General features: G+C 33.9%; 12 protein-coding genes. All 12 read left to right on the top strand.

The genetic code is table 11. From position 1 onward, the window contains the following. The first annotated feature begins 291 nt into the window (after window positions 1–291). Complete coding sequence (locus tag ACNQGN_RS05100; protein WP_417986770.1) at window positions 292–3,285, top strand: SusC/RagA family TonB-linked outer membrane protein; 2,994 nt, start codon at window positions 292–294, stop codon at window positions 3,283–3,285. Between the two features lie 11 nt (window positions 3,286–3,296). After that, the gene (locus tag ACNQGN_RS05095) at window positions 3,297–4,841 is read left to right on the top strand and encodes a RagB/SusD family nutrient uptake outer membrane protein (RefSeq protein ID WP_417986769.1); all 1,545 of its coding nucleotides are present in this window, start codon (window positions 3,297–3,299) and stop codon (window positions 4,839–4,841) included. A 179-nt stretch (window positions 4,842–5,020) separates the two neighbouring features. After that, window positions 5,021–8,338: a VCBS repeat-containing protein gene (locus ACNQGN_RS05090; RefSeq protein ID WP_417986768.1), complete on the top strand. Its 3,318-nt coding sequence runs from the start codon at window positions 5,021–5,023 to the stop codon at window positions 8,336–8,338. Beyond that, complete coding sequence (locus tag ACNQGN_RS05085) at window positions 8,331–11,591, top strand: VCBS repeat-containing protein (protein ID WP_417986767.1); 3,261 nt, start codon at window positions 8,331–8,333, stop codon at window positions 11,589–11,591. Before ACNQGN_RS05090 ends, ACNQGN_RS05085 begins: the two co-directional genes overlap by 8 nt. A gap of 32 nt (window positions 11,592–11,623) precedes the next feature. After that, window positions 11,624–12,949, top strand: a complete 1,326-nt coding sequence (locus ACNQGN_RS05080; RefSeq protein ID WP_417986766.1) for a vanadium-dependent haloperoxidase — start codon at window positions 11,624–11,626, stop codon at window positions 12,947–12,949. A 2-nt stretch (window positions 12,950–12,951) separates the two neighbouring features. Further along, entirely contained in the window at window positions 12,952–13,869 is a 918-nt protein-coding gene (locus ACNQGN_RS05075; RefSeq protein ID WP_417986765.1) for a hypothetical protein, read from the top strand. A gap of 481 nt (window positions 13,870–14,350) precedes the next feature. Further along, complete coding sequence (locus tag ACNQGN_RS05070) at window positions 14,351–15,655, top strand: MFS transporter (RefSeq protein ID WP_417986764.1); 1,305 nt, start codon at window positions 14,351–14,353, stop codon at window positions 15,653–15,655. A 179-nt stretch (window positions 15,656–15,834) separates the two neighbouring features. After that, window positions 15,835–17,049, top strand: a complete 1,215-nt coding sequence (locus tag ACNQGN_RS05065; RefSeq protein ID WP_417986763.1) for an MFS transporter — start codon at window positions 15,835–15,837, stop codon at window positions 17,047–17,049. Then, the gene (locus tag ACNQGN_RS05060) at window positions 17,046–18,911 is read left to right on the top strand and encodes a trehalase family glycosidase (RefSeq protein ID WP_417986762.1); all 1,866 of its coding nucleotides are present in this window, start codon (window positions 17,046–17,048) and stop codon (window positions 18,909–18,911) included. The genes ACNQGN_RS05065 and ACNQGN_RS05060 overlap by 4 nt, the downstream gene beginning before the upstream one ends. Before the next feature lie 74 nt (window positions 18,912–18,985). Then, entirely contained in the window at window positions 18,986–19,411 is a 426-nt protein-coding gene (locus ACNQGN_RS05055; RefSeq protein WP_417986761.1) for a CBS domain-containing protein, read from the top strand. Window positions 19,412–19,787: 376 nt separating this feature from the next. Continuing rightward, window positions 19,788–22,076 carry an NADP-dependent malic enzyme gene (locus ACNQGN_RS05050; RefSeq protein WP_417986760.1) on the top strand — a complete coding sequence of 763 codons (2,289 nt, stop codon included), beginning with the start codon at window positions 19,788–19,790 and terminating at the stop codon, window positions 22,074–22,076. 91 nt (window positions 22,077–22,167) lie between these two features. Continuing rightward, a complete protein-coding gene (gene ruvA, locus ACNQGN_RS05045; RefSeq protein WP_417986759.1) occupies window positions 22,168–22,749 on the top strand; it encodes a Holliday junction branch migration protein RuvA in 582 nt (193 codons plus the stop codon). Window positions 22,750–22,767 lie beyond the last annotated feature (18 nt).

Raw genomic sequence — 22,767 nt, 5'->3', positions numbered from 1 at the left:
TTCAATGGTTTTTGATAAAAGACCTTGCTCCGGATGCCTGTTTAGGTCTATAGTTTGATAAAATAGGATAAATTATGATAATGTGTTTTTTTTAACTGCTTTTTTTATATTTAATTTAATTTTAGTATTAATATTTTAAAGTATTAATTTTAAAATCGAAAACGTTTTCGACTCAACGAAAACGATATAGTTAGTAGTTTTCTTAAAATTATCATAAAATTAGTATTATGTTTACTATATATTTTAAAACAAACCATTAAAACAAATTATTAACCAACTTATTTATTACGTATGAAAAATAGTCTACTAAAAGGCTTGATGGTGTTTCTAACTATGTTATGTACTAGTTTGACATACTCGCAAGATGTGTCAGGTACAGTATCTGATTCTAGCGGTCCGCTTCCAGGGGCTTCTATATTAGTTAAAGGAACATCAAATGGAGCACAAACAGATCTCGATGGAAATTTTACTATCAAAAATGTTGGCTCAAACGCAGTTTTGATTTTTAGTTACATTGGTCTTAAAACTCAAGAAGTAAGTGTAGCAGGAAAAAGTTCAGTAAAAATTATTTTAAAAGAAGATTCAGCTGAATTAAAAGAAGTAGTAGTTATCGGTTACGGTTCAGTTAGAAAGAAAGATGCTACTGGTGCTGTTGACCAAATTGGAGCTAAAGATTTTGACAATGTAGCTTCACCGTCACCTGCTCAATTATTAAGAGGAAAGGTAGCCGGAGTTCAAGTAACACAATCAAGTGGGGAGCCAGGAGGTGGAGTTTCTATCAGAGTTAGGGGGAATTCCTCAATACGTTCTGGAAATGGACCATTAATTGTTATTGACGGTGTTCCTTTAGACGGAGGAAATGTTTCTGCTGGTGGAGCTGATTTATTAGGTTCTTCATCTTCAAGAAATCCATTAAACTTTGTGAATCAAAATGATATCGAAAGTATGTCTGTTTTAAAAGATGCTTCTTCTACCGCTATCTATGGTTCTCGTGGAGCGAATGGGGTTATTGTAATTACAACCAAAAAAGGAAAATCTAAAGAACCACAGTTAGCGTATAGCAGTTCAGTACAATTCAGTAAAATGTCAGGTGATTTTGGCGTTATGACTGGTGATGAATTTGTAGCGGCAGGAGGAGATGATAAAGGATCAAGATCTTACAATTGGAAAGATGCAGTTTTACGCTCCGGTTTTACAATGAATCATGATTTGTCTTTTAGTAAAACAACAGAAAATTCTAATACTAGAGTATCTTTTGGCGCTACTAATACAGATGGAATTGTTAAAAACACAGGTTTAGATAAGTACAGTGCTTCTCTTTACAATTCAAATGATTTCTTTGGCGGTGCTGTAAAAGTAGAATCAAGAATTATTTATGCTGCTATAAAAGATGAAGCGACTATCTTGTCAAACAATGCAGGTTTTATCGGTAATGTTGTTGGTACAGCACTGTATTGGAATCCAACGTTGCCTATTTATAATGCTAATGGTAGCTATAATGTAGTAAGTAATACCTATTTGAATCCGGTTCACTTATTAAATTCATACAAAGATTACACTGACACTAATAAATTATTAGGAAGTATCAATACCACTTGGAAGATTAGTAGCCATTGGAAATACCAATTCTTATTTGGTATTGAAAGTTCAACTTCTAGTAGAAAAAGTCAATTACTGCCAACTATTGAAATTCAAGGAGATATATTCCAAGCAACTGTTCCTGGAACTGGTGTAAATGGTATTCCTACAGAAGTTAAAAGAGGTTATGCTTCAATATCAAATCAAAATAAATTCAACAAAACTTTCGAGCACACGTTGAATTATAACAATGATTTTAGTGATAATTTTAATTTAGATGCCTTGGTAGGATATTCATATTACGATTATACAGCTGACGGTAACGTAACTTTTGGCAGGGGATATAATATCGCTCAAACGAATTTAATTGATAATATTGAAGGAGGCCTGCAAAATGAATACAGAGCTTCTTCCTACAGAAATAGAGTGGAGTTGCAATCGTATTTTGGTAGAATAAATGCTACTCTGTATAAAAAATTAATTATTACAGGGACAGTACGTGCAGACGGTTCGACTAAATTAGGTGTAAACAACAAATATGATTATTTCCCTTCTGTAGGTGTTGCTTATAAAGTAGTGGAAGATAAAGAAGGTTTGGTAAATAGCTTCAAAATCAGAGGGAATTATGGTATTACAGGGAATCAAGAATTTGCTCCAAACTCTGCGATAGCAAGAGGATCATATGGTTTGAATGGTAATTTAAACATTGATAGTAATGCAAATGAGGATTTGAAATGGGAAACTACTAAATCTTATGGTGTAGGTGCAGACTTTGAATTGATTAATAATAAATTAACAGGGTCGGTAGATTACTTCCAGAGAGATACTAAAGATTTAATCTTTCCTATACCAGCTGCAGCAACGCAACCAGGTCCGCCTTCTCCACGTTTCAAAAATTTACCTGGAAACTTAATCAACAAAGGGTTTGAGGTGTCATTGAACTATAAAGTTATTGATACAGAGGATTTGACTTGGGATATTTCTGGTAATGCGTCTTTCCTGAAAAACGAAATGACAAATTTCACTGGATTTTTATCAACAGGAGGATTAAATGGACAAGGATTATCGGGAGCTTATGCGCAAGTGGTAACAAACAATAAACCAATTTATTCTTATTATTTATACGAATGGAGAGGATATGATGCAGATGGAAATTCTGTTTATGCAGATGCTGCCGGAAATGATACAGGTTTAGGTACCGCTGCTAAATCAGTATTAGACAAACAACCTTTGCCAAAAATCAATGTTGGTTTTTCAACTAACTTAACGTACAAAGGATTTGATGCTAGTGCTTCTTTCTACGGTGCATTTGGACACTATATTTACAACAATACAACAAATGCGTATTTCTTTAAAGGAGCATTTTTAGGGGGTAGAAATACAACTCAAGAAGCTGCAACATCTCCACAATCACAAGGAGATCCTAATTCACCTTCTACGAAATATCTTGAAAAAGGAGATTTCTTAAGAATGGGTAATTTAACTTTGGGGTACACTTTCAAAGGGCAGGCATTAGATAAATTCAAAATCAAATCGGCTCGTTTGTATGTAAATGGTAATAATTTATTCGTAATTACAAATTATACCGGATCAGATCCTGAGGTAGATACTGATAAAACTTTGAATGGAGTACCTTCTGCAGGTATGGAATATTTATCGTATCCTAGAGAGAAAAGCGTAGCGGTTGGACTTAACGTAACATTTTAATTAAAAAAACAATGAAAAGAATAAATATTATAAAAACCATCTTATTCGCCAGTACAGTTGTTTTTGGTGTAAGTTGTACAAATTTAGATGAGGAAGTATTAGATGGTGTCGTTATTGACACAGGGGGAAGTGGAACGGTTAACACTGCTTCATTATTGGTCAGTGCTTATGAGGGGCTAAGAGGTTTTCAGACTCAAGGACAAATGTTTGCCCTGGATGAAATGTCAACTGATGCTTTGGTTGGTCCTACGAGAGGTGGTGACTGGGATGATAATGCTACTTGGCGACAAATCCACGTTCACACTTGGGCTCCCGATCATAATGAGGTTAGAAATGCTTGGAATGCCTTGTTGTCTCAAGTATATAACTGTAATTTAGTGATAGAAAATGGTTCGGCTGCGGAAGTAACTCAAGCACGTTTTTTAAGAGCATTTTATTACTATAATGTAATTGATTTATTTGGTCAGGCACCGTATAGAGAACCTGGTTCTGTTTTGACAGACGATCCAAAAGTTTGGACCAGAGTTGAAGCAACAACGTTTGTAATTAGTGAGTTGGAAGCGGTTGTATCACAGTTGGCTGCAAGAACTCCAGGTGATGCAAGTATTGCTAATGCGGATGCAGCTCATTTCTTATTGGCTAAATTGTATTTGAATAAAGGTGTTTTTACGGCTGCAACACCAGCAGGTCCGTACACATTTGATGCTGCTGACATGACTAAGGTTGTTGAGCATGTTAATGCAATTAGCAGTAGCTTAGCGCCAAATTACTGGGATAACTTTAAGCCGGATAATAATACTTCACCAGAAATATTATTCTCTTCAAAAAACATTCGTGGAGGAGCAGGTGGAGGAATTCAGTACCATTGGAGAATGTCTATGCACTACAATCAGACGCCTGATGGATGGAATGGATTTTCTACTGTAGCTGAATATTATAACAAATTCAATCCGAATGATGAACGTATCAAATATTCTGATGCAGGAATTATTGCTAATTTTGGTAATCCAGTTGGATTCCAAATAGGTCAAATATACAAACCAGGAGGAGTTGAAATTGCACGTGATAGAATCAAAAATGCTTCTAATAATCAACTTGGTCAGCCGTTAATTTATACAGCTGCAGTGACGTTAATTACTGGTGGTGCTACACTTGAATCAGCAGGTATTAGAGCTCAAAAGTATATTCCAGATGCAGCTAATGTAGGAACTCCTGAAAATGATTTTGTTTTCATGCGTTATTCTGATGCTTTGCTAATGAAAGCGGAAGCTATTTTAAGAGGTGGAACCGGAACCAACGATTTAGTAAAATTGGCACAATTAGTTACCAGAAGTAAAGTGGCAGGAACTGTCCCAACTACTTTAGATGCTATTTATGCTGAAAGAGGAAAAGAACTATGGTTTGAAGGATGGAGAAGAAATGACATGATTCGTTTTGGTAAATTCTTAGAAGCTAGAGAGTTGAAGCCTTACGTTTCAGATGCAAGATACATTTTATACCCGATACCAGCGGACGCGTTGTTTAATGCAAATTTAACACAGAACCCTGGTTATTAGGTAATTGCTTACAATTTATTATGTTTTGAGTTAGTTATAAAGAGGGTATTTATTACCCTCTTTATTTTATATCGAATTTTTTTTATTTTATATCTATTTTATTCTTTTTTTTTATCAATATTATATAAATTAGGCAATTCTAATCAAAAGAATTACTAACTAAATTCTACCATTATAATATGTCAAATCGTTTTGTCTTATTGCCACTTATAATTCTATTTTTCTCCAATTGTTCCCAAGAGAATTCAAAAAATAAAGACTCCTTATTTACCAAACTTGAGGCTTCACAAACAGGAATTAATTTTCTTAATGAAGTTAAAAATGGGGAGAATATGAATATATTCAAATACAGAAATTTTTACAATGGAGGTGGTGTTGCTATTGGCGACATCAATAATGATGGCTTATCCGATGTCTATTTTACATCCAACCTTGGTGCCAACAAACTTTATTTAAATAAAGGAAAATTTAAATTCGAAGATATTTCCAAAAAAGCAGGAATCGAAGGAACTAAAATTTGGTCGACAGGTGTAGTTATGGTCGATATTAATGCCGACGGGTTACTTGATATTTATGTTTGTAATGCTGGGAACAGTGTGGGAAGCCAACAAAAAAATGAACTTTTTATCAATAATGGCAATGCTACTTTTACAGAGAAAGCGGATGAATATAATCTTGCTGATACTGGAATAACGACGCATGCCGCTTTTTTTGATTATGATAAAGATGGAGATTTAGATGTTTATATTTTAAACAATAGCTTTATTCCAGTAAGCAGCCTTAATTATTCCAATAAAAGAGACTTAAGGGATAAAGATTGGGATGTGGCTGATATCCTGAAAGGGGGAGGCGATAAACTACTGCGTAATGATAATGGAAAATTCGCAGACGTAAGTCAGGAATCAGGAATATATGGGAGTCTCATAGGCTTTGGTCTGGGAGTTACAGTCGGTGATGTAAATAATGATCTGTATCCGGATATCTATATTTCCAATGATTTTTATGAAAGAGATTATTTATACATAAACAATAAAAACGGAACCTTTACTGAACAAATTCAAGGATGGACATCACACATCAGTCAATCCTCAATGGGTGCTGATATGGCGGATATTAACAATGACGGTAAAGCAGATATCTTTGTGACAGATATGTTGCCGGAGCCAGATGAACGTTTGAAAACCACCACAAGTTTTGAAAACTATGATTTATTTCTTAGAAAATTAAATCTGGATTTTTTCAATCAATACATGCAAAATACTTTGCAACTCAATATCGGGAATAATCAATTCGTAGAAATAGCCAATCATGCTGGAGTTTCCAAAACCGACTGGAGTTGGGGGGCTTTGTTATTTGATATGGATAATGATGGATACAAAGATATATACGTATGCAACGGAATATACCACGATTTAACAAATCAGGATTTTGTTGATTTTTTTGCCAATGAATTCATGCAGAAAATGGTCGTTACGGGCAAAAAGGAAGAAATCGAAACGATTATCAGTAAAATGCCAAGCACAGCAATTCCTAATTATGCTTTCAAAAACAATAATAATCTGACATTTACCAATGAAGCTCAGCAATGGGGATTGGATACGCCAAGTTTTTCTAACGGCGCTGCATATGGAGATTTGGATAATGACGGCGATTTAGATTTGATTGTCAATAATGTGAACATGGAAGCTTTTGTATATCAAAATAATTCAGAGAAAAACAAAAAAAATCATTTCGTAAAAGTAAAATTAAAAGGAGATAAACAAAATAAATTTGGAGTAGGAAGTATTGTTGAATTATTCTCAGGTAAAGAAATTTTAAGACAAGAGTTAATTCCTTCAAGAGGTTTTCAATCTTCTATTGATTATGTGATGACTTTTGGAATTGGATCCAAAAAAATAGATTCATTACATGTAATTTGGCCAAATGGCAAATTTCAGACTCTTAAAAAAATTACTGACAATTGCACGATCAATTTGAAAATTACAGATGCTAAATTGAATTATGTACCTAAAAAAGATATGTCAAAACCATTGTTTTCTGAAAAGAAAGCACCATTTTTGGCACACAAAGAAAATGAATATATAGATTTTGATCATGAGGGTTTAATCTCAAAAATACTTTCGCAGGAAGGTCCGTCGTTAGCTGTTGCCGATATAAATGGTGACGGAAATGAAGATGTATTTATTGGTGGAGCTAAGGGGCAAGCTGGAAAAATATATTGGGATAAAGGAAATAGTAACTATGTTGTTTCGCCTCAAAGAGACTTAGATAAGGATGCTAATTTTGAAGATACTGCAGCCACTTTTTTCGATGCTGATAATGATGGCGATCAGGATTTATTAGTGGGCTCAGGTGGAAATGAAAAATCCGATCAGGCAAATTATAAGAACCGCTTGTATTTGAATGATGGGAAAGGAATTTTTGTAAGAAGCAAAACTACTATTCCAACAACAAACAATAACGTATCAGTAATCGCACCAAATGATTTTGATAATGATGGAGACATCGATGTTTTCATTGGAAGTCGAAGTGTTCCGGGCGTTTATGGTATAGATCCTAAACATTTATTATTGGAAAATGATGGGAAAGGAAATTTTACTAATACTACAGATAAAAAAGCATTCAAACTAAATACTGTAGGAATGGTAACCAGTGCGGTTTGGGAAGATATTGATAACGATTCCAAAAAAGATTTAATCATTGTAGGAGATTGGACTGCACCAATGATTTTCAAAAACACAGGCAGACGATTGGTGGAATTCAAATCGAATCTGTCTAATTTTTATGGTTTTTGGAATGCAGTTAGCTGCGTAGATTTGAATAATGACGGTAAAAAAGATTTGATTCTTGGAAATAAAGGGACGAATACTCCCTACAGAGCCACTAATGGGAATCCAATGAAATTGTTTACCAATGATTTTGATAATAACGGGACCATTGAGCAAATAGCAACCAGATCCATTGATGGTAAAGATTTACCGATAAATCTAAAACAGGAATTGGGTAAGCAAATTCCATCCATTAAAAAGAAAAATTTGAGTTATGCCGATTATTCGAAAAAAACATTTCAAGAATTATTTGCTAAGGAAGTGGTTGAGAATTCCATCCAAAAGACTGTAAATATTCAGGAAAGTGTAATTGCAATCAATAAAGGAAATGGTAAATTTGAAATTAAAGCGCTTCCTAAAGAAGTTCAGTTTTCCTGTGTAAATGCTATTTGTGCATTGGATGTAAATAAGGACGGGTTTTTGGACCTTATTTTAGGAGGGAATCAATACGAATTCAAACCACAATTCTCTCGACTGGATGCTAGCTACGGCGGTGTGCTTTTAGGAAGTAAAAAAGGAACTTTTTCTTGGACACCTTATAATAAATCAGGGTTTTTTATAAAAGGTGAAGTAAAGCAGCTCAAAATAATAAAAAATAAGAATAATGACTTTTCAATTATTGCAGCTGTAAATGATAATACCACTAAAATATTTAAACGCAATGAATAATTTTTTTAGAATAGGCATGGCTTCATTGCTGCTTATCGGTTGTTCCAAAAAACAAGACCAACTGTTTGAAAAACGCTCTTCGGAGGAAAGCAACATTACGTTCAGTAATCAATTATTAGAATCCAAAAACATTTCCATTTTAGATTATCTCTATTATTACAATGGTGGAGGGGTGGCTCTTGGCGATGTCAATAATGATGGTTTAGTGGATGTTTATTTTACTTCCAATCAAGGAAAAAATAAATTGTATTTAAACAAAGGCAATACTAAATTTGAAGATATTTCTGCAAAAGCAGGAGTTGAGGGACAAAGCGATTGGAATGCAGGTACCATAATGGCTGACGTAAATGGTGATGGATATCTTGATATTTATGTTTGTGCGGTGGTTGGAATTAATGGATTTGAAGGAAAAAATGAACTGTTTATTAACAACAAAAACAATACGTTTACCGAAAGTGCTGCCGAATACGGATTAGACCTCGATAATTACAGCTCTTCGGCTGCTTTTTTTGATTATGATTTAGACGGTGATTTAGACATGTATTTGTTGAATCATGCGGTTCATTCTGAATTGTCTTTTGGGAATGCCGATACCAGAAATAAGAGGAACTACGAATGTGGTGACAAATTATTTAGAAATGACAGCGGAAAATTTGTAGATGTAAGCGAACAAGCCGGAATTTTTGGGGGAGCAAATGGGTATGGTTTAGGATTAGCAATTTCCGATTTTAATTTAGATGGTTATGCTGATATTTATGTTGGAAATGATTTTCATGGAGACGATTATTATTATATTAATAATGGTGACGGAACCTTTACGGAAAGTTTAAAACAATATTTCGGGCACACAAGCAGATTCTCGATGGGCGTTGATGTTGCAGATGTTAATCACGACGGTTTCCCCGATATCCTAAGCTTAGATATGCTTCCGGAAGATGAAAAAGTGTTGAAATCTTCATTAGGGGATGATAACGCTCAAATGATAAAAATGAGAACTGAGAAATTAGGGTATCATTATCAGTACACCAGAAACATGTTGCAATTGAATCAGGCCGGAAAACATTTCACGGAAACTGCTTTACTGAGTGGAGTAGCAGCGACGGATTGGAGTTGGAGCACTTTGTTTGCCGATTATGATCAAGATGGAGAACAGGATATATTCGTTTGTAACGGAATTCCGAAACGTCCAAACGATTTGGATTATGTGAAATACTATTCGAACGATCAGATAAAAAACAAAATCAACACCACAAAGTTATTGGATAAAGAAGCTTTGAAGCGAATGCCAAAAGGAAGCGTGACTAATTATGTTTTTCAGGGTGCAGCTGATTTGCAATTCAAAAACAGATCGAATGACTGGATAGAAAATGATTCTATAATTTCAAATGGTGCGGGCTATGCTGATATAGACAATGATGGGGATTTAGATGTAATTACTAATAACACCAATGCTGTTGCCTCTGTATATATCAATAAAACAAATGGTGCATCAAATTATTTAAAATTGAAATTGCAGTTTGGTAAAAAAAATACTTTTGGAATTGGTACTAAGGTAATTTCTTATACTAAAAACAAAAAACAATTTAAAGAGCTGCAAACTACAAGAGGATTTCAATCTTCATCAGAACCAATGATTCATTTTGGCTATGGAAAAATAAGCAAGATAGATTCGTTAGTAATAGTTTGGCCAGATAAGACGTTCCAAACTTTAAAAAATGTAAAGGCCAACCAAACACTTACTATCAAAGCGAATAAGAATAGAAAATTGTTTGATTATCGAAAATTACATCCCGCTGTTTTACCTATTTTCAAAAAAGTGGAAACAGGTTTAGGAATTGATTTTGCGCACCAGGAGAATGATTATATCGATTTTGTTTTTCAAAAGTTAATTCCATATCAACGCTCTGATCGCGGACCTTCAACGGCCATTGGAGATTTGAATAATGATGGAAAAGATGACATTTTCTTTGGTGGTTCCAAAAATATAAAAGCTACAATTTACCTTCAAAATCAAACTGGATTCGCCAAAAAACGATTTGCTGAAATCGAAAAGGATTCTGTTTTTGAAGATGCTTCTGCTGTAATAGGAGATTTTAATAGTGATAAAGTCAGTGATTTATATGTAGCTTCCGGTGGCGGTGAAAATGCATCTAATTTACAAGATCGATTGTATTTTAATAAAAGCAATCAATTTGAAAAAGCAGTATTGCCTAAATTGGCTCAAAATGCTTCCGTTGTCAGGACTTTTGATTATGATAAAGACGGTGATTTGGATATTTTTGTTGTAAATAATTCCGTAAATAATAGATTTGGAAGTATGCCAGATTGCTATTTATTAAACAATAATAAAGGAAAATTTACTATTGCTGAAAGTAAAACGTTTTCAAAAATCGGAATGGTTACGGATGCTATTTTTAATGATTTTAATAAAGACGGAAGAATTGATTTAGTAGTTGTTGGAGAATGGATGATGCCTACTTTTTTTGCTAACAAAAATGGGAAATTTACTAATGTAACCGATACGGTTTTTCCAGAAAAAAGCAATGGATTATGGCAATCAGTAATTCCTTTCGATATTGATCAGGATGGAGACGAAGATTATTTGGTTGGAAACTGGGGAATGAACTCTAAATTTAAAGCCTCGCAGGAATTTCCAATGAAGATGTACTATGATGATTTTGATGTCAACGGATCTTTTGAAACTATTGTTGCAATTGAAAAGAATGGAAAGTATTACACCACACTGGGACTGGATGAATTGGCGGAACAATTTAGCGGTATGCTAAAAAAGAAATTCAAAAGTTATAAATCTTTTGCCGGAAAAACACTGGAAGAAGTTTTTGATCCAAAAATGCTTGGAAAAGCGGCATTATTTGAAGTTCATAATTTGAAATCAGGTTATTTAAGAAATGACAAGGGGAAATTTGCTTTTGTGCCATTTTCGAATAAAATGCAAGTGGCTCCAATTACGAGTTTTGTGAAGTCCAATTTTGATAGTGATGCAAAAGATGAAGTTTTCGCAGCAGGAAACTATTTCGGGGTCTCCCCTTATCACAGTAGATTTGATGGGTTTTCGGGTGCGTTAATCAAAAACGAAAAAACAATTTTATTAGGAAATCAAATAGGGATTGATTTAACGCAAAAGGCAGTCAAACACTTGGATATTATCAATTTCAAGGATAAAAAATATCTGTTGATTACGATAAATAATAAAAAGGCAGAATTGTATGAAATGCCTTCAACAAAGAAATAAATATAAAACGAAACCTAGAAAACGATAAAAAAATGAAAACGAAAATTTTTAGCATAGCAGTGATTTGCCTACTTTTTATTTCTTGTAAAAAGGAAAACTGTATTGTGGTTACTACTAATGAATACCATGCGGCTATAGATAATGTGACTCAAATTATGATTCACGATATTTTTTCGCCACCTGTTGCAAGTAGGATTTTTGTGTATCCAAACATTGCGGCTTATGAGGTAATGGCTCAAAATAGTAAAACCTATACGAGTCTTCAAAATCAATTGAACGGATTAGATTCCATACCAAAATTGGATCCGAAAAGTGGTGTGAATCAGCCTTTGGCAGCACTGATTGCGCATATGGAGTTAAGTAAGCAATTGGTTTTTTCAGAAGAAGTAGTAGATAAATTTCGAGATAGTTTGTACCAGAAATGGAGTGATGAAAATGAAGATGAGTTTGAAGTTTCTAAAGAATACGGCCTGAAAGTTGCGGAACGTATTAAGAAATGGATGGGAAAAGATAATTACAAGCAAACCCGAACTTTATCTAAATTTTCTGTTTATGCAAATCAGGCAGGAAGATGGCAACCAACGCCTCCGGCTTATATGGACGCTGTAGAGCCGCATTGGGGCGAAATCCGGACTTTAGTTTTGGATTCTGCTTCTCAGTTTAAACCCGTGCCGGCTTTACCATTTTCTTTAGATAGAAAATCACCATTTTTTAAAGAAGTACAAGAGGTATACGATATCAGTAAAGAGATGATTAAAAAAGGAGATAATTCAGAGGAAATTAAAATTGCCCAATTCTGGGATTGTAATCCCTATGTTTCGGTTAGTCAAGGACACATGATGTTTGCTAAAAAGAAGATTACGCCCGGAGGGCATTGGATGGGAATTGTAAAAATTGCATGTAAAAAATCCAATGCAGATTTTGGCAAAACAGTTTTAGCCTATACCAAAACCTCAATTGGAATTTTTGAAGGTTTCATCAGTTGTTGGGATGAAAAGTTCAAGAGTAATGTAGTACGTCCTGAAACAGTAATCAACCAGAATATAGATGAAAACTGGAAACCTTTATTGCAGACTCCCCCTTTTCCGGAATATACTAGTGGTCATTCTGTCGTTTCTACTTGTTCAGCAGCAGTTTTGACGTCTGTTTTTGGAGATAATTTTGCGTACACTGATGATACTGAACTGCAATTTGGATTGCCAAAAAGGTCATTTGCATCTTTTAATGCTGCTGCTAAAGAAGCAGCAATGAGCCGCCTTTATGGTGGAATTCATTACAAAGCAGCAATTGTAAACGGAATTGATCATGGAAAAAATATAGGAGATTTTATTGTTGGAAAATTAAAGATGACGAAATAATAATGACAGTTAGGAAAAGAATTATTGCAGTTTTTATTGCTTTTTTACCATTGCTTTTGGTTTGGTATTTATTTGTAAAAGAAAATGATTATTGCATTTCATTTAAAGTAAAAACGGCGACAGGAACAGTTTTTCAGGGAATTCAGGAATGGTCGGCAGTTCAATCTGTAAAAGACAATGAAAATTATGTTATTCTGGAAAAGAGAAATTTTGATTTTATCAAACAAGAAATGAAAAAAGGAAATGTCCTAATGCGATACACATGGGATATTAAATCAATAAATGACTCCGTGACAAAAGTGAGTGTTGGGATAAAGGATGTAAATAACAGTTTGTACAATAAACTTACGGCACCTTTTTTTAATACAAATTTCAAAGAGGAACAAATTAAGAAAATAAGGGATTTTAAAGAAGGCCTGAACAATCATTTGAAAAATTTCAAGATAAAAATTGATGGTGAAGGATCTTCAGAAGAAACGTTTGTTGCCTATATAAATTTAAAAAGTGTATTGCAGGAAAAGGCGCAAGCCATGATTTCGAATGACGCGGACATTACTGGGTTTTTGAAGGAAAATAAAATAAAAATAGTAGGTAAACCTTATTTAGAGATTACAAATTGGGATCTTGATAAAGAGATAATCGATTTTAATTATTGCTTTCCAATTGATAAAAAAACTAAGAGAATTGAAGATGCGAGAGTGAAATTCAAAACTTTAGCTGCTGTCAAAGGATTGAAAGCTACTTATTTTGGGACTTTTAGAACTTCAGATAAGGCGTGGTTTGCGTTACGGGATTATGCGAAAAGACATGATTATAGATTAGAAAATAAAATACTGGAGCATTTTTTGGCAAACCCTTTTAATGGTGGAGATGAATTGGAATGGGAATCCAAAATAATTATTCCTTTTTCATCAAAATAAAAATTGTATTTTTTTAATCATTTTAAAAACATCGAAAACGTTTTCGGCTCTTCCGAAAACGTTTTTGTTTTTATTCTTCAATAAATTAATAATTTTAAAATTAATTTTAAGAAATAAAGCAATAAAAAAATCAAATTAGGAATTAATAAGACTGAATTCTAGTTTTTCGTAATTTAATTTATTTTCGAATCGGAAAATACTAGCATTGCTTTTGACAACAAATATTTTAACGGTTTGAAAGCAGTACTCATGAATTAATTTGCAAGGATAAAAAAACCAATCGGTTTTTCATTCTAAGTACTTTTATTACATGGGATTAATATCGTTTTTGATATCATATTGTATCAGAATCAACAAAGGGGAAAATGCTATAAAATTAGTTTTCGAAGATTGGAATAACAATATGAAGGTCGACGCGACCACCGCAATGTTAGATTGTTTTACACTGATTAAAAAATAGCAGACGAAAAAACCAAGCAGAATGATTACGAAACCTAAGTTAAATTTTTGGCAAATATGGAATATGAATGTCGGTTTCTTTGGCATTCAATATAGTTTTGGATTACAACAAAGTGCTGTAAATCCAATCTATGATTTTTTAGGCGCAAGTCCTGACCAAATACCATTGCTTAATCTTGCGGGTCCTGTTACGGGGCTATTGATACAACCAATCATAGGAGCATTAAGCGATAAAACTTGGCACCCGAGATGGGGAAGGCGTAAACCTTATTTTTTTATAGGAGCTATGCTATGCAGCATTTGTCTATTGTTATTTCCTTTTAGTAGTTCATTATGGATGGCAGCGGGTTTGCTTTGGATTTTAGATGCTGGTAATAACACAGCCATGGAACCGTACAGAGCTTTTATAGCTGATAAATTGGATGGAGAACAACAGCCTATTGGTTTTCAGATGCAAAGTTTTTTTACCGGTTTAGGACAAACATTGGCTAATTTATCATTGTTTATTTTTCCAATGATTATAATCGGAAAAACAGGAGCATTGCCTACTTGGGTATATGCCTCTTTCTTTTTAGGGGCAATTTGTTCTATCGGTTCTATATGGTGGAGTATGAGAACTACCAGTGAGATACCTCCAACGCCGGAAGAACTTGCATTGATTAGAGCTAATAAAGGCGGTTTTTTTGAACCTATGATAGAAATTTTTTCAGCAATAGGTGAAATGCCAAAAGTGATGTGGCAATTGGCTTTGGTTTATTTATTTCAATGGTACGCCTTGTTTTGTTACTGGCAAAATTCATCTAAAAGTATTGCCTTGTCTGTTTGGAATGCAACACCAAAAAGTAATCCGCAGGCATACGAAGCGGCAGTCGGATGGACAGGATTAGTGAATGGCTGGTATAATATTGTTACTTTTTTAACGGCATTTGCGTTGGTAGGTTTTGCCAGGAAATTCACTCCCAAAAAAGTTCATGCTTTTTGTTCGTTATTAGCAGCAATAGGTTTTTTGGCTTTTCCTCATATAGAAAATAAAAATTTATTGTTTTTTGCTATAACAGGTTTTGGTATTGGCTGGGCAAGCATGATGGGAATACCCTATCTGATGATTGTTGGAGATATTCCAAAAGAAAGATATGGAGTGTATATGGGAATCATTAATATGATGATTGTTATTCCAATGATTATCCAAAATGTATCATTTGGCTATATTCTTAAGAATTTCTTGGATAACGATCCTCGGCAAGCAATTAGTTTTGCAGGTTTCTTATTACTCATCAGTGCTTTTTGTACTCTTTTAATCAAAAGTAAAAAAGTTTTAAATGGATAATTATGTATAAAATATACAACTGGAGCTGTTTTTTATTTGTGAGATTATTGAATAAATATTTTGAAGAAACCATTACTATAGCTCAAAAACTTGCGGTACTGAAACTGGAAGGAATAAATTTTCAACAGTATTTAAAGACCAATTATAATTTAATTCTACAAACTTAAAGAACTAGAAAAATGAAAAAAAACGCTATCGTAATTGCGATGTATCTCAATTATTTTGTATTTGCAATATTGTTAAATAGTGTTGGGATTGTTATACTAAAATCGCAAACAAATTATGGGGTAGATGAGTTGCAAGCCAGTGTTTTAGAGGCATTCAAGGACTTGCCTATTGCTATAGTTTCTTTTTTGATTGCTTCATTTTTGCCGAGAATAGGATACAAAAGAGCTATGCTTATTGGACTGGCATTAGTTTCAGTAGCTTGTGTAAATATGTATTTTGGTAATTCGTTTGATACTGCAAAAATACTTTTTGCAACTGTTGGTGTTTCGTTTGCATTGATAAAAGTCTCCGTTTATTCCCTGATAGGAACCGTTACTGATAATCAACAGGAGCATAATAGCTTAATGAGCAGTATTGAAGGAGTTTTTATGATAGGAATTGCATTGGCTTACTTTTTATTTCCCGCTTTCAATTCAGAAGCTAATCCAGATTCATGGTTAAATGTATATTGGCTATTGGCTGGAATTTCAGTAGTGTCATTTGGATTTTTGTTTTTTACCAAATTTGAAAATCAAACCGAAATTCCCGGAGTCGACTTAGCAGATGATTTTAAAGAAATGTTCAAATTATTTGCCAAACTTCTAACTATTGTTTTTGTAATTAGCGCCTTCCTGTTTGTTATGATTGAGCAGGGAATCATGTCGTGGTTGCCTACCTTTAATAGTAAAGTACTGCATTTGCCAGAAAATATAAGTATCATGATGGCAAGTATATTGGCAATTACTTTAGCTGTTGGACGTCTTTTAGCGGGGGTAATTACTAAAAAAATAAATTGGATTTGGGTTCTCAGTTTTTGTATTGTAATGGCCATGCTAATAGTTGTTTTTGTTCTTCCAAAAACGATAGGTTTGGATGTGAAAGAAATTAATTCACTTGGCGATATTCCATTAATAGGTTTCGCATTTCCATTGGTTGGACTTTTTATCGCGCCTATTTATCCACTTTTAAATTCGGTTGTTTTAAGTGCTTTACCCAAAAAACTGCACAGTTCAATGACAGGTTTAATTGTCGTTTTTTCTGCTTTGGGAGGTACTCTTGGATCTAGAATTATTGGCTATTTATTCAAAAATGAAGGGCCGGAAAATGCATTCTACTATACTTTAATACCGATGTCGTTTTTGCTTGTTTCATTCTTTTTACTAAAAAAACTTACTTCTAAAATATGAATTTCTTAATTAACACAGAGAAGGTATTTCATGAGCTGCTGCTTCAAGAGGATACCGATAAAGATAAAAAAATCACTAAAGATGATAATGGACCTAAAAAATTTACTTTAGTTGATGAAAAAACAAAACAAGAGGTTGTTATTGTTGGTACGTATCATTTGTCAAATTTACTTCAGGAATTAGCTTTATTAAAAGAAAACAAAGCAGATGTAGGTGTGGTCGATTTGAGTCGTATTCAAGAGAATCCGGTGGAACGGATTTCAAGAAAAATTAAGGAAGACTATTGGGATGAACTGACCAGAACTATTGATAAAAAAGGCTTAGAACAGATTCTTAAGGACGAAAAAACTTCCAATGACGTTCCTACGCTATATGTTTCGGCAAAAGACAAACAAGGGGTTGCTTATTTTCAGGAATTGGAAAAAGAACTTCAAAATTTTAAAGTAGGTATTTTACCTGAAAATTTTTCGATGGAGTACGTAGATACGTTAAATGCAAAACCAGGTATTTTGGCCTTAGCTTTAGATCGAAAGATTTACAGTTTGCAAGGCGTTCCTTTCGTGGTTCCTGGCGGAAGATTTAATGAGATGTATGGTTGGGATAGTTATTTTATTGGTGTTGGTCTCATCATAGACAATAAACTGGAAAAAGCAATGTCCATTGCCGAAAATTTTAAATATCAAATTATACATTACGGTAAAATCCTAAATGCGAATAGAAGTTATTATTTAACAAGAACGCAACCACCATTATATTCTTCATTGCTACTTGAAATTGTAAAAAAGAAAGTGCCAAGTTTTGAATGGTTAAGAAGTCATTTGGAAACAGTTATCTTGGAGTACAGTACGGTTTGGATGGTGCAAGGAAATCGATTAACCGCGACAGGCTTAAATCGATACAAAGCAGATGGAGTAGGGATGCCCTTTGAAGTAGAACCTGGACATTTTGATGATGTTTTAGCACCTTATGCTGAAAAATACAATTTGCCAATTCGAGAATTTGAAAAACAATATTTAGACAGAACTCTTGTCGACGCCGAACTAGATGTGTATTTCGTTCATGATCGAAGCTTGAGAGAAAGTGGTCATGATACTACGGATAGACTTATAAATAAATGTGCTAATTTAAACTCGGTGGATGTCAATAGTTTTCTTTACAAATATGAAAAAGACATTGCTTATTTGATAAAAGAGTATTTTAATGGCGCTTTCCAAGTTGGGGATGAAATTTATACCTCTGAAGAATGGGAACAAAAAGCAATTTTTAGAAAAGAAAAAATTGACGAATTGTGTTGGAATGAAGAATCAAGTATGTATTTTGATTATGATTTTGTGAATAGAAGACAACTTCCATTTGAGGCAGCAACCACATTTTTTCCGCTATGGGCAGGTTTGTGCAGTGAACATCAGGCTAAAAAATTAGTAGAGATAGCGTTGCCTCAATTTATTATGATGGGTGGGATTACAGGAAGTACTAAAGCCAGTACTGACAGTTTTTCAAAAGAGGGACCACAACGACAATGGGACTATCCATTTGGTTGGGCGCCACATCAAATGTTATTGTGGGAAGGTTTGGTCAACTATAAGTTCTTCAATAAGGCTCAAGAAATGGTCTACAGATGGCTTTGGTTAATTACTAAAAATGCGGTAGAGTATAACGGAACTATTCCTGAAAAATTCGATTTAGAAATAAGTTCGCACAAAGTTTTTGCCGAATATGGCAACGTGGGAACTGAGTTTGATTATATAGCCAAGGAAGGATTTGGTTGGGTAAATGCGTCTTATCAATATGGTTTGCAAATATTGAGTGATAATTTAAAACAAGAACTAAATAAGTTGACTTTGCCTGATGAATTGTTTTAATATGAAATAAACAAATAATTTTACCATTTGAATACTATTTTTTTTAACTTTATGGTAAATTAAACTTATCTATTATGACTGTTAATCAAATATTAAGCACAAAAGGAAAGGAAGTTTATTCTATACTTTCCACTAACACTGTATTCGAAGCATTGACAGTGATGAGCGAAAAAAACATTGGGGCGATTCTTATTATCGAAGATGGAATTTTGAAAGGAGTTTTGTCTGAGAGAGATTATGCCAGAAAAATTGTTTTGAAAGCCAAATCTTCAAAGAAAGCTTTGGTTCATGAAATTATGGAAGCAGATGTAGTTACAGTTAAGCCTTCTGATAATTTAGATTATTGTATGGAGTTAATGAGTACTAAAAGAGTGAGACATTTGCCTGTTTTAGAAAACAACACAGTTATAGGAATTATCTCCATAAGCGATGTGGTAAAAGCCATAATTGAAATCCAAAAAGATACCATCCAACATTTAAACTCATACATCACACAATAAAAGATAAATTGTCGAACAAATAAAAATAGCTGCAAGAATTTGAGGGCACTCAAAAGGTCATTCAATTAAGGGGTATGAAAATAACCAAAAAGGAGCAAAACCATAGTGTTTTAGCTCCTTTTAATTGTTATAGCCCACCTACAATCACAGAAAATTAAATTTGGCTAAAAAAAGAGAATTTAAAAATCAAAGCCTTATACAATCTATTATTTTATGGTTTTTTGAAAAGGGATGCTTTTTCAGTGCCCTCAAATTCTTGCAGCTATTTTTATTTGGATCGCGATAGCTGCTCTAATTTTTTATAAAAGAATAGGATAAAAGCTGACTTTTTAAAGCAAGTCTTCTATCTTTGTATGATAGAATAAAATCTAAAACAATGGACAAAAACAGCAAAAGAAGAGAAGCATTATTATACCATGCAAAGCCAACTCCTGGTAAAATTCAGGTAGTTCCTACAAAGAAATACGCAACACAAAGAGATTTGTCTTTGGCATATTCCCCTGGTGTAGCCGAACCATGTTTAGAAATTGCAAAAGATGTTAATAATGTTTATAAATATACAGCTAAAGGAAATTTAGTAGCGGTAATTACCAATGGGACTGCAGTATTAGGACTAGGAGATATTGGTCCTGAAGCATCTAAGCCAGTAATGGAAGGTAAAGGACTACTCTTTAAAATATTCGCTGATATTGATGTTTTTGATATTGAAATTGGAACAAAAGACATTGAGGAATTTATCCAGACCGTAAAAAATATAGCGCCGACTTTTGGCGGAATTAATTTAGAAGATATTAAGGCGCCGGAGTCTTTCGAGATAGAAAGAAGACTGGTTGAAGAGTTGAATATTCCAGTAATGCATGATGACCAACACGGAACAGCTATTATATCATCAGCCGCTTTGTTGAATGCATTAGAACTGGCTAATAAAAAATCAGAAGATGTAAAAATGGTCGTTTCTGGAGCGGGTTCTGCCGCTCTTGCCTGTGCTGATTTGTACGTTTTATTAGGTGTAAAAGTTGAAAATATAGTGATGTTTAACAGTAAAGGAGTTTTGACGAAAGACAATCCTTCACTTTCTGTTTTACAACAAAAATATGCCAAAGACATAAAACCAATGAGTCTTGAGGAAGCATTAGTTGGGGCTGATATCTTCTTAGGTTTGTCAACAGGAGGGATCATGTCTCCACAAATGTTGATGGGAATGGCAAAAAATCCGATCGTTTTTGCAATGGCAAATCCAGATCCGGAAATTGATTATAATCTTGCTGTTACAACCCGAAAAGACGTTATTATGGCTACGGGACGTTCTGATTTTCCTAATCAGGTAAATAACGTTCTTGGATTTCCTTATATTTTTAGAGGAGCGCTTGATGTACGTGCAACCAAAATAAACGAAGCGATGAAGATGGCAGCGGTGAGAGCGTTGGCTTTGTTGGCAAAAGAATCAGTTCCCGAACAAGTAAATGTAGCTTATGGAGCCACTAAGTTGGTTTTTGGAAAAGAATATATTATTCCTAAGCCATTTGATCCAAGATTGATAACTATTGTAGCACCTGCTGTTGCAAAAGCGGCTATGGATTCAGGTGTAGCATTAAATCCTATTACAGATTGGAAAAAGTATGAAGAGGAGCTTCTGGATCGTTTGGGTAATGATAACAAGATGGTTAGATTGATTACCAATAGAGCTAAAATGGATCCGAAAAGGATTGTCTTTGCAGAAGCGGATCATTTAGATGTCCTTAAAGCTGCTCAAATTGTATTAGAAGAAGGGATAGGTTTTCCAATTTTATTGGGGAACAAAGAAATTATTTTAGAATTAAAAGAAGAATTAGGCTTTGATGCCGATGTTGAAATTATAGATCCAAAAATTAAGGAAGAAGAGTCTAGAAGAAATAAGTTTGCCAAAACCTATTGGAAAGCCAGACAAAGACGTGGTATTTCTTTATTGGATGCTCAGAAATTAATGCGTGAAAGAAATTATTTTGCTGCCATGATGGTTAATGAAGGTGAAGCAGATGCATTGGTAACAGGGCATTCCAGAAGTTATCCTTCCGTTGTAAAACCAATGCTGCAACTTATTGAAAAAGCGCATGGCGCTTCTCTAGTTGCAACTACAAATATGATGATGACCAGTCGTGGTCCTATGTTTTTATCGGATACCGCTATAAATATAAACCCTTCCGCAGATGATTTAGCTAAAATTGCTATTATGACTGCTAAAACTGCCAAAATGTTTGGAGTAGAACCGGTAATTGCAATGATATCGTATTCTAATTTTGGTTCTTCAACAAATGAAAGTGCTGCAAAGGTTAGAGAAGCAGTCGCTTATTTGCATGCAAACCATTCTGATATGGTTATTGATGGAGAAATTCAAGCTGATTTTGCTTTGAATCCAGAAATGTTAAAAGAAAAGTTTCCATTTTCTAAACTAGCGGGTAAAAAAGTAAATACCCTAATTTTTCCTAATCTTGAATCTGCTAATATTACCTATAAACTTTTGAAAGAACTGAATAAGGTGGATTCAATAGGACCAATCATGTTAGGAATGGGAAAACCCGTTCACATATTTCAACTTGGTGCAAGTGTAGAAGAAATGGTCAATATGGCTGCTATTGCAGTGATTGATGCACAAGAAAAAGAGAAGAAAAAAACAAATGTCAGTTAGTGTTTTTTTGACGATGAACTGCATTTAAATAGATGAATTTAGTAAAATTATGTGCTAATTTTATTATATTTGGTAACATATATTATAGAAAATGATTGCACATATACAGGGGAAATTAGTAGAAAAGACACCGACACAGGTAGTTATTGATTGTGGAGGTGTGGGATATCATGTAAATATATCCTTACATACTTACTCTTTGCTTCCCAATACTGACTTTATAAAATTGTATACGCATCTTCAAATAAAAGAAGATGCGCATACTTTATTTGGTTTTGTAGAAAAATCTGAAAGAGAGATTTTTAAATTATTATTATCAGTTTCAGGTATTGGGGCTAGCATTGCCAGAACAATGCTATCATCATTAGACCCAAAACAAATTACAAATGCTATTGCATCAGGTGATGTAATGACAATTCAATCTATAAAAGGAATTGGTAGTAAAACGGCACAAAGAGTAATACTTGATTTGAAAGAAAAAGTATTGAAATTGTATGATTTAGATGAAGTTTCTATGTCGCAAAGCAATACAAATCGAGATGAAGCGTTATCTGCTTTGGAGGTGTTAGGTTTTGTTCGAAAAACTTCAGAACGAATTGTAGAAAAAATTGTAAAAGAGGATCCAGATGCTTCTGTTGAATCGATTATTAAGAAAGCTTTAAAGAACTTATAAAAGGTACTCAAAACACGG

Source organism: Flavobacterium rhamnosi (assembly GCF_048286515.1).
Lineage (GTDB): Bacteria > Bacteroidota > Bacteroidia > Flavobacteriales > Flavobacteriaceae > Flavobacterium.
The sequence above is the reverse complement of the archived record's forward strand: the minus strand, read 5'-3'. Positions and strand labels throughout refer to the sequence as shown.

Coding starts and splice junctions, on each gene's coding strand:
- ACNQGN_RS05100 (WP_417986770.1), top strand. CDS start 292: ATGAAAAATAGTCTACTAAAAGGCTTGATGGTGTTTCTAACTATGTTA.
- ACNQGN_RS05095 (WP_417986769.1), top strand. CDS start 3,297: ATGAAAAGAATAAATATTATAAAAACCATCTTATTCGCCAGTACAGTT.
- ACNQGN_RS05090 (WP_417986768.1), top strand. CDS start 5,021: ATGTCAAATCGTTTTGTCTTATTGCCACTTATAATTCTATTTTTCTCC.
- ACNQGN_RS05085 (WP_417986767.1), top strand. CDS start 8,331: ATGAATAATTTTTTTAGAATAGGCATGGCTTCATTGCTGCTTATCGGT.
- ACNQGN_RS05080 (WP_417986766.1), top strand. CDS start 11,624: ATGAAAACGAAAATTTTTAGCATAGCAGTGATTTGCCTACTTTTTATT.
- ACNQGN_RS05075 (WP_417986765.1), top strand. CDS start 12,952: ATGACAGTTAGGAAAAGAATTATTGCAGTTTTTATTGCTTTTTTACCA.
- ACNQGN_RS05070 (WP_417986764.1), top strand. CDS start 14,351: ATGATTACGAAACCTAAGTTAAATTTTTGGCAAATATGGAATATGAAT.
- ACNQGN_RS05065 (WP_417986763.1), top strand. CDS start 15,835: ATGAAAAAAAACGCTATCGTAATTGCGATGTATCTCAATTATTTTGTA.
- ACNQGN_RS05060 (WP_417986762.1), top strand. CDS start 17,046: ATGAATTTCTTAATTAACACAGAGAAGGTATTTCATGAGCTGCTGCTT.
- ACNQGN_RS05055 (WP_417986761.1), top strand. CDS start 18,986: ATGACTGTTAATCAAATATTAAGCACAAAAGGAAAGGAAGTTTATTCT.
- ACNQGN_RS05050 (WP_417986760.1), top strand. CDS start 19,788: ATGGACAAAAACAGCAAAAGAAGAGAAGCATTATTATACCATGCAAAG.
- ruvA (WP_417986759.1), top strand. CDS start 22,168: ATGATTGCACATATACAGGGGAAATTAGTAGAAAAGACACCGACACAG.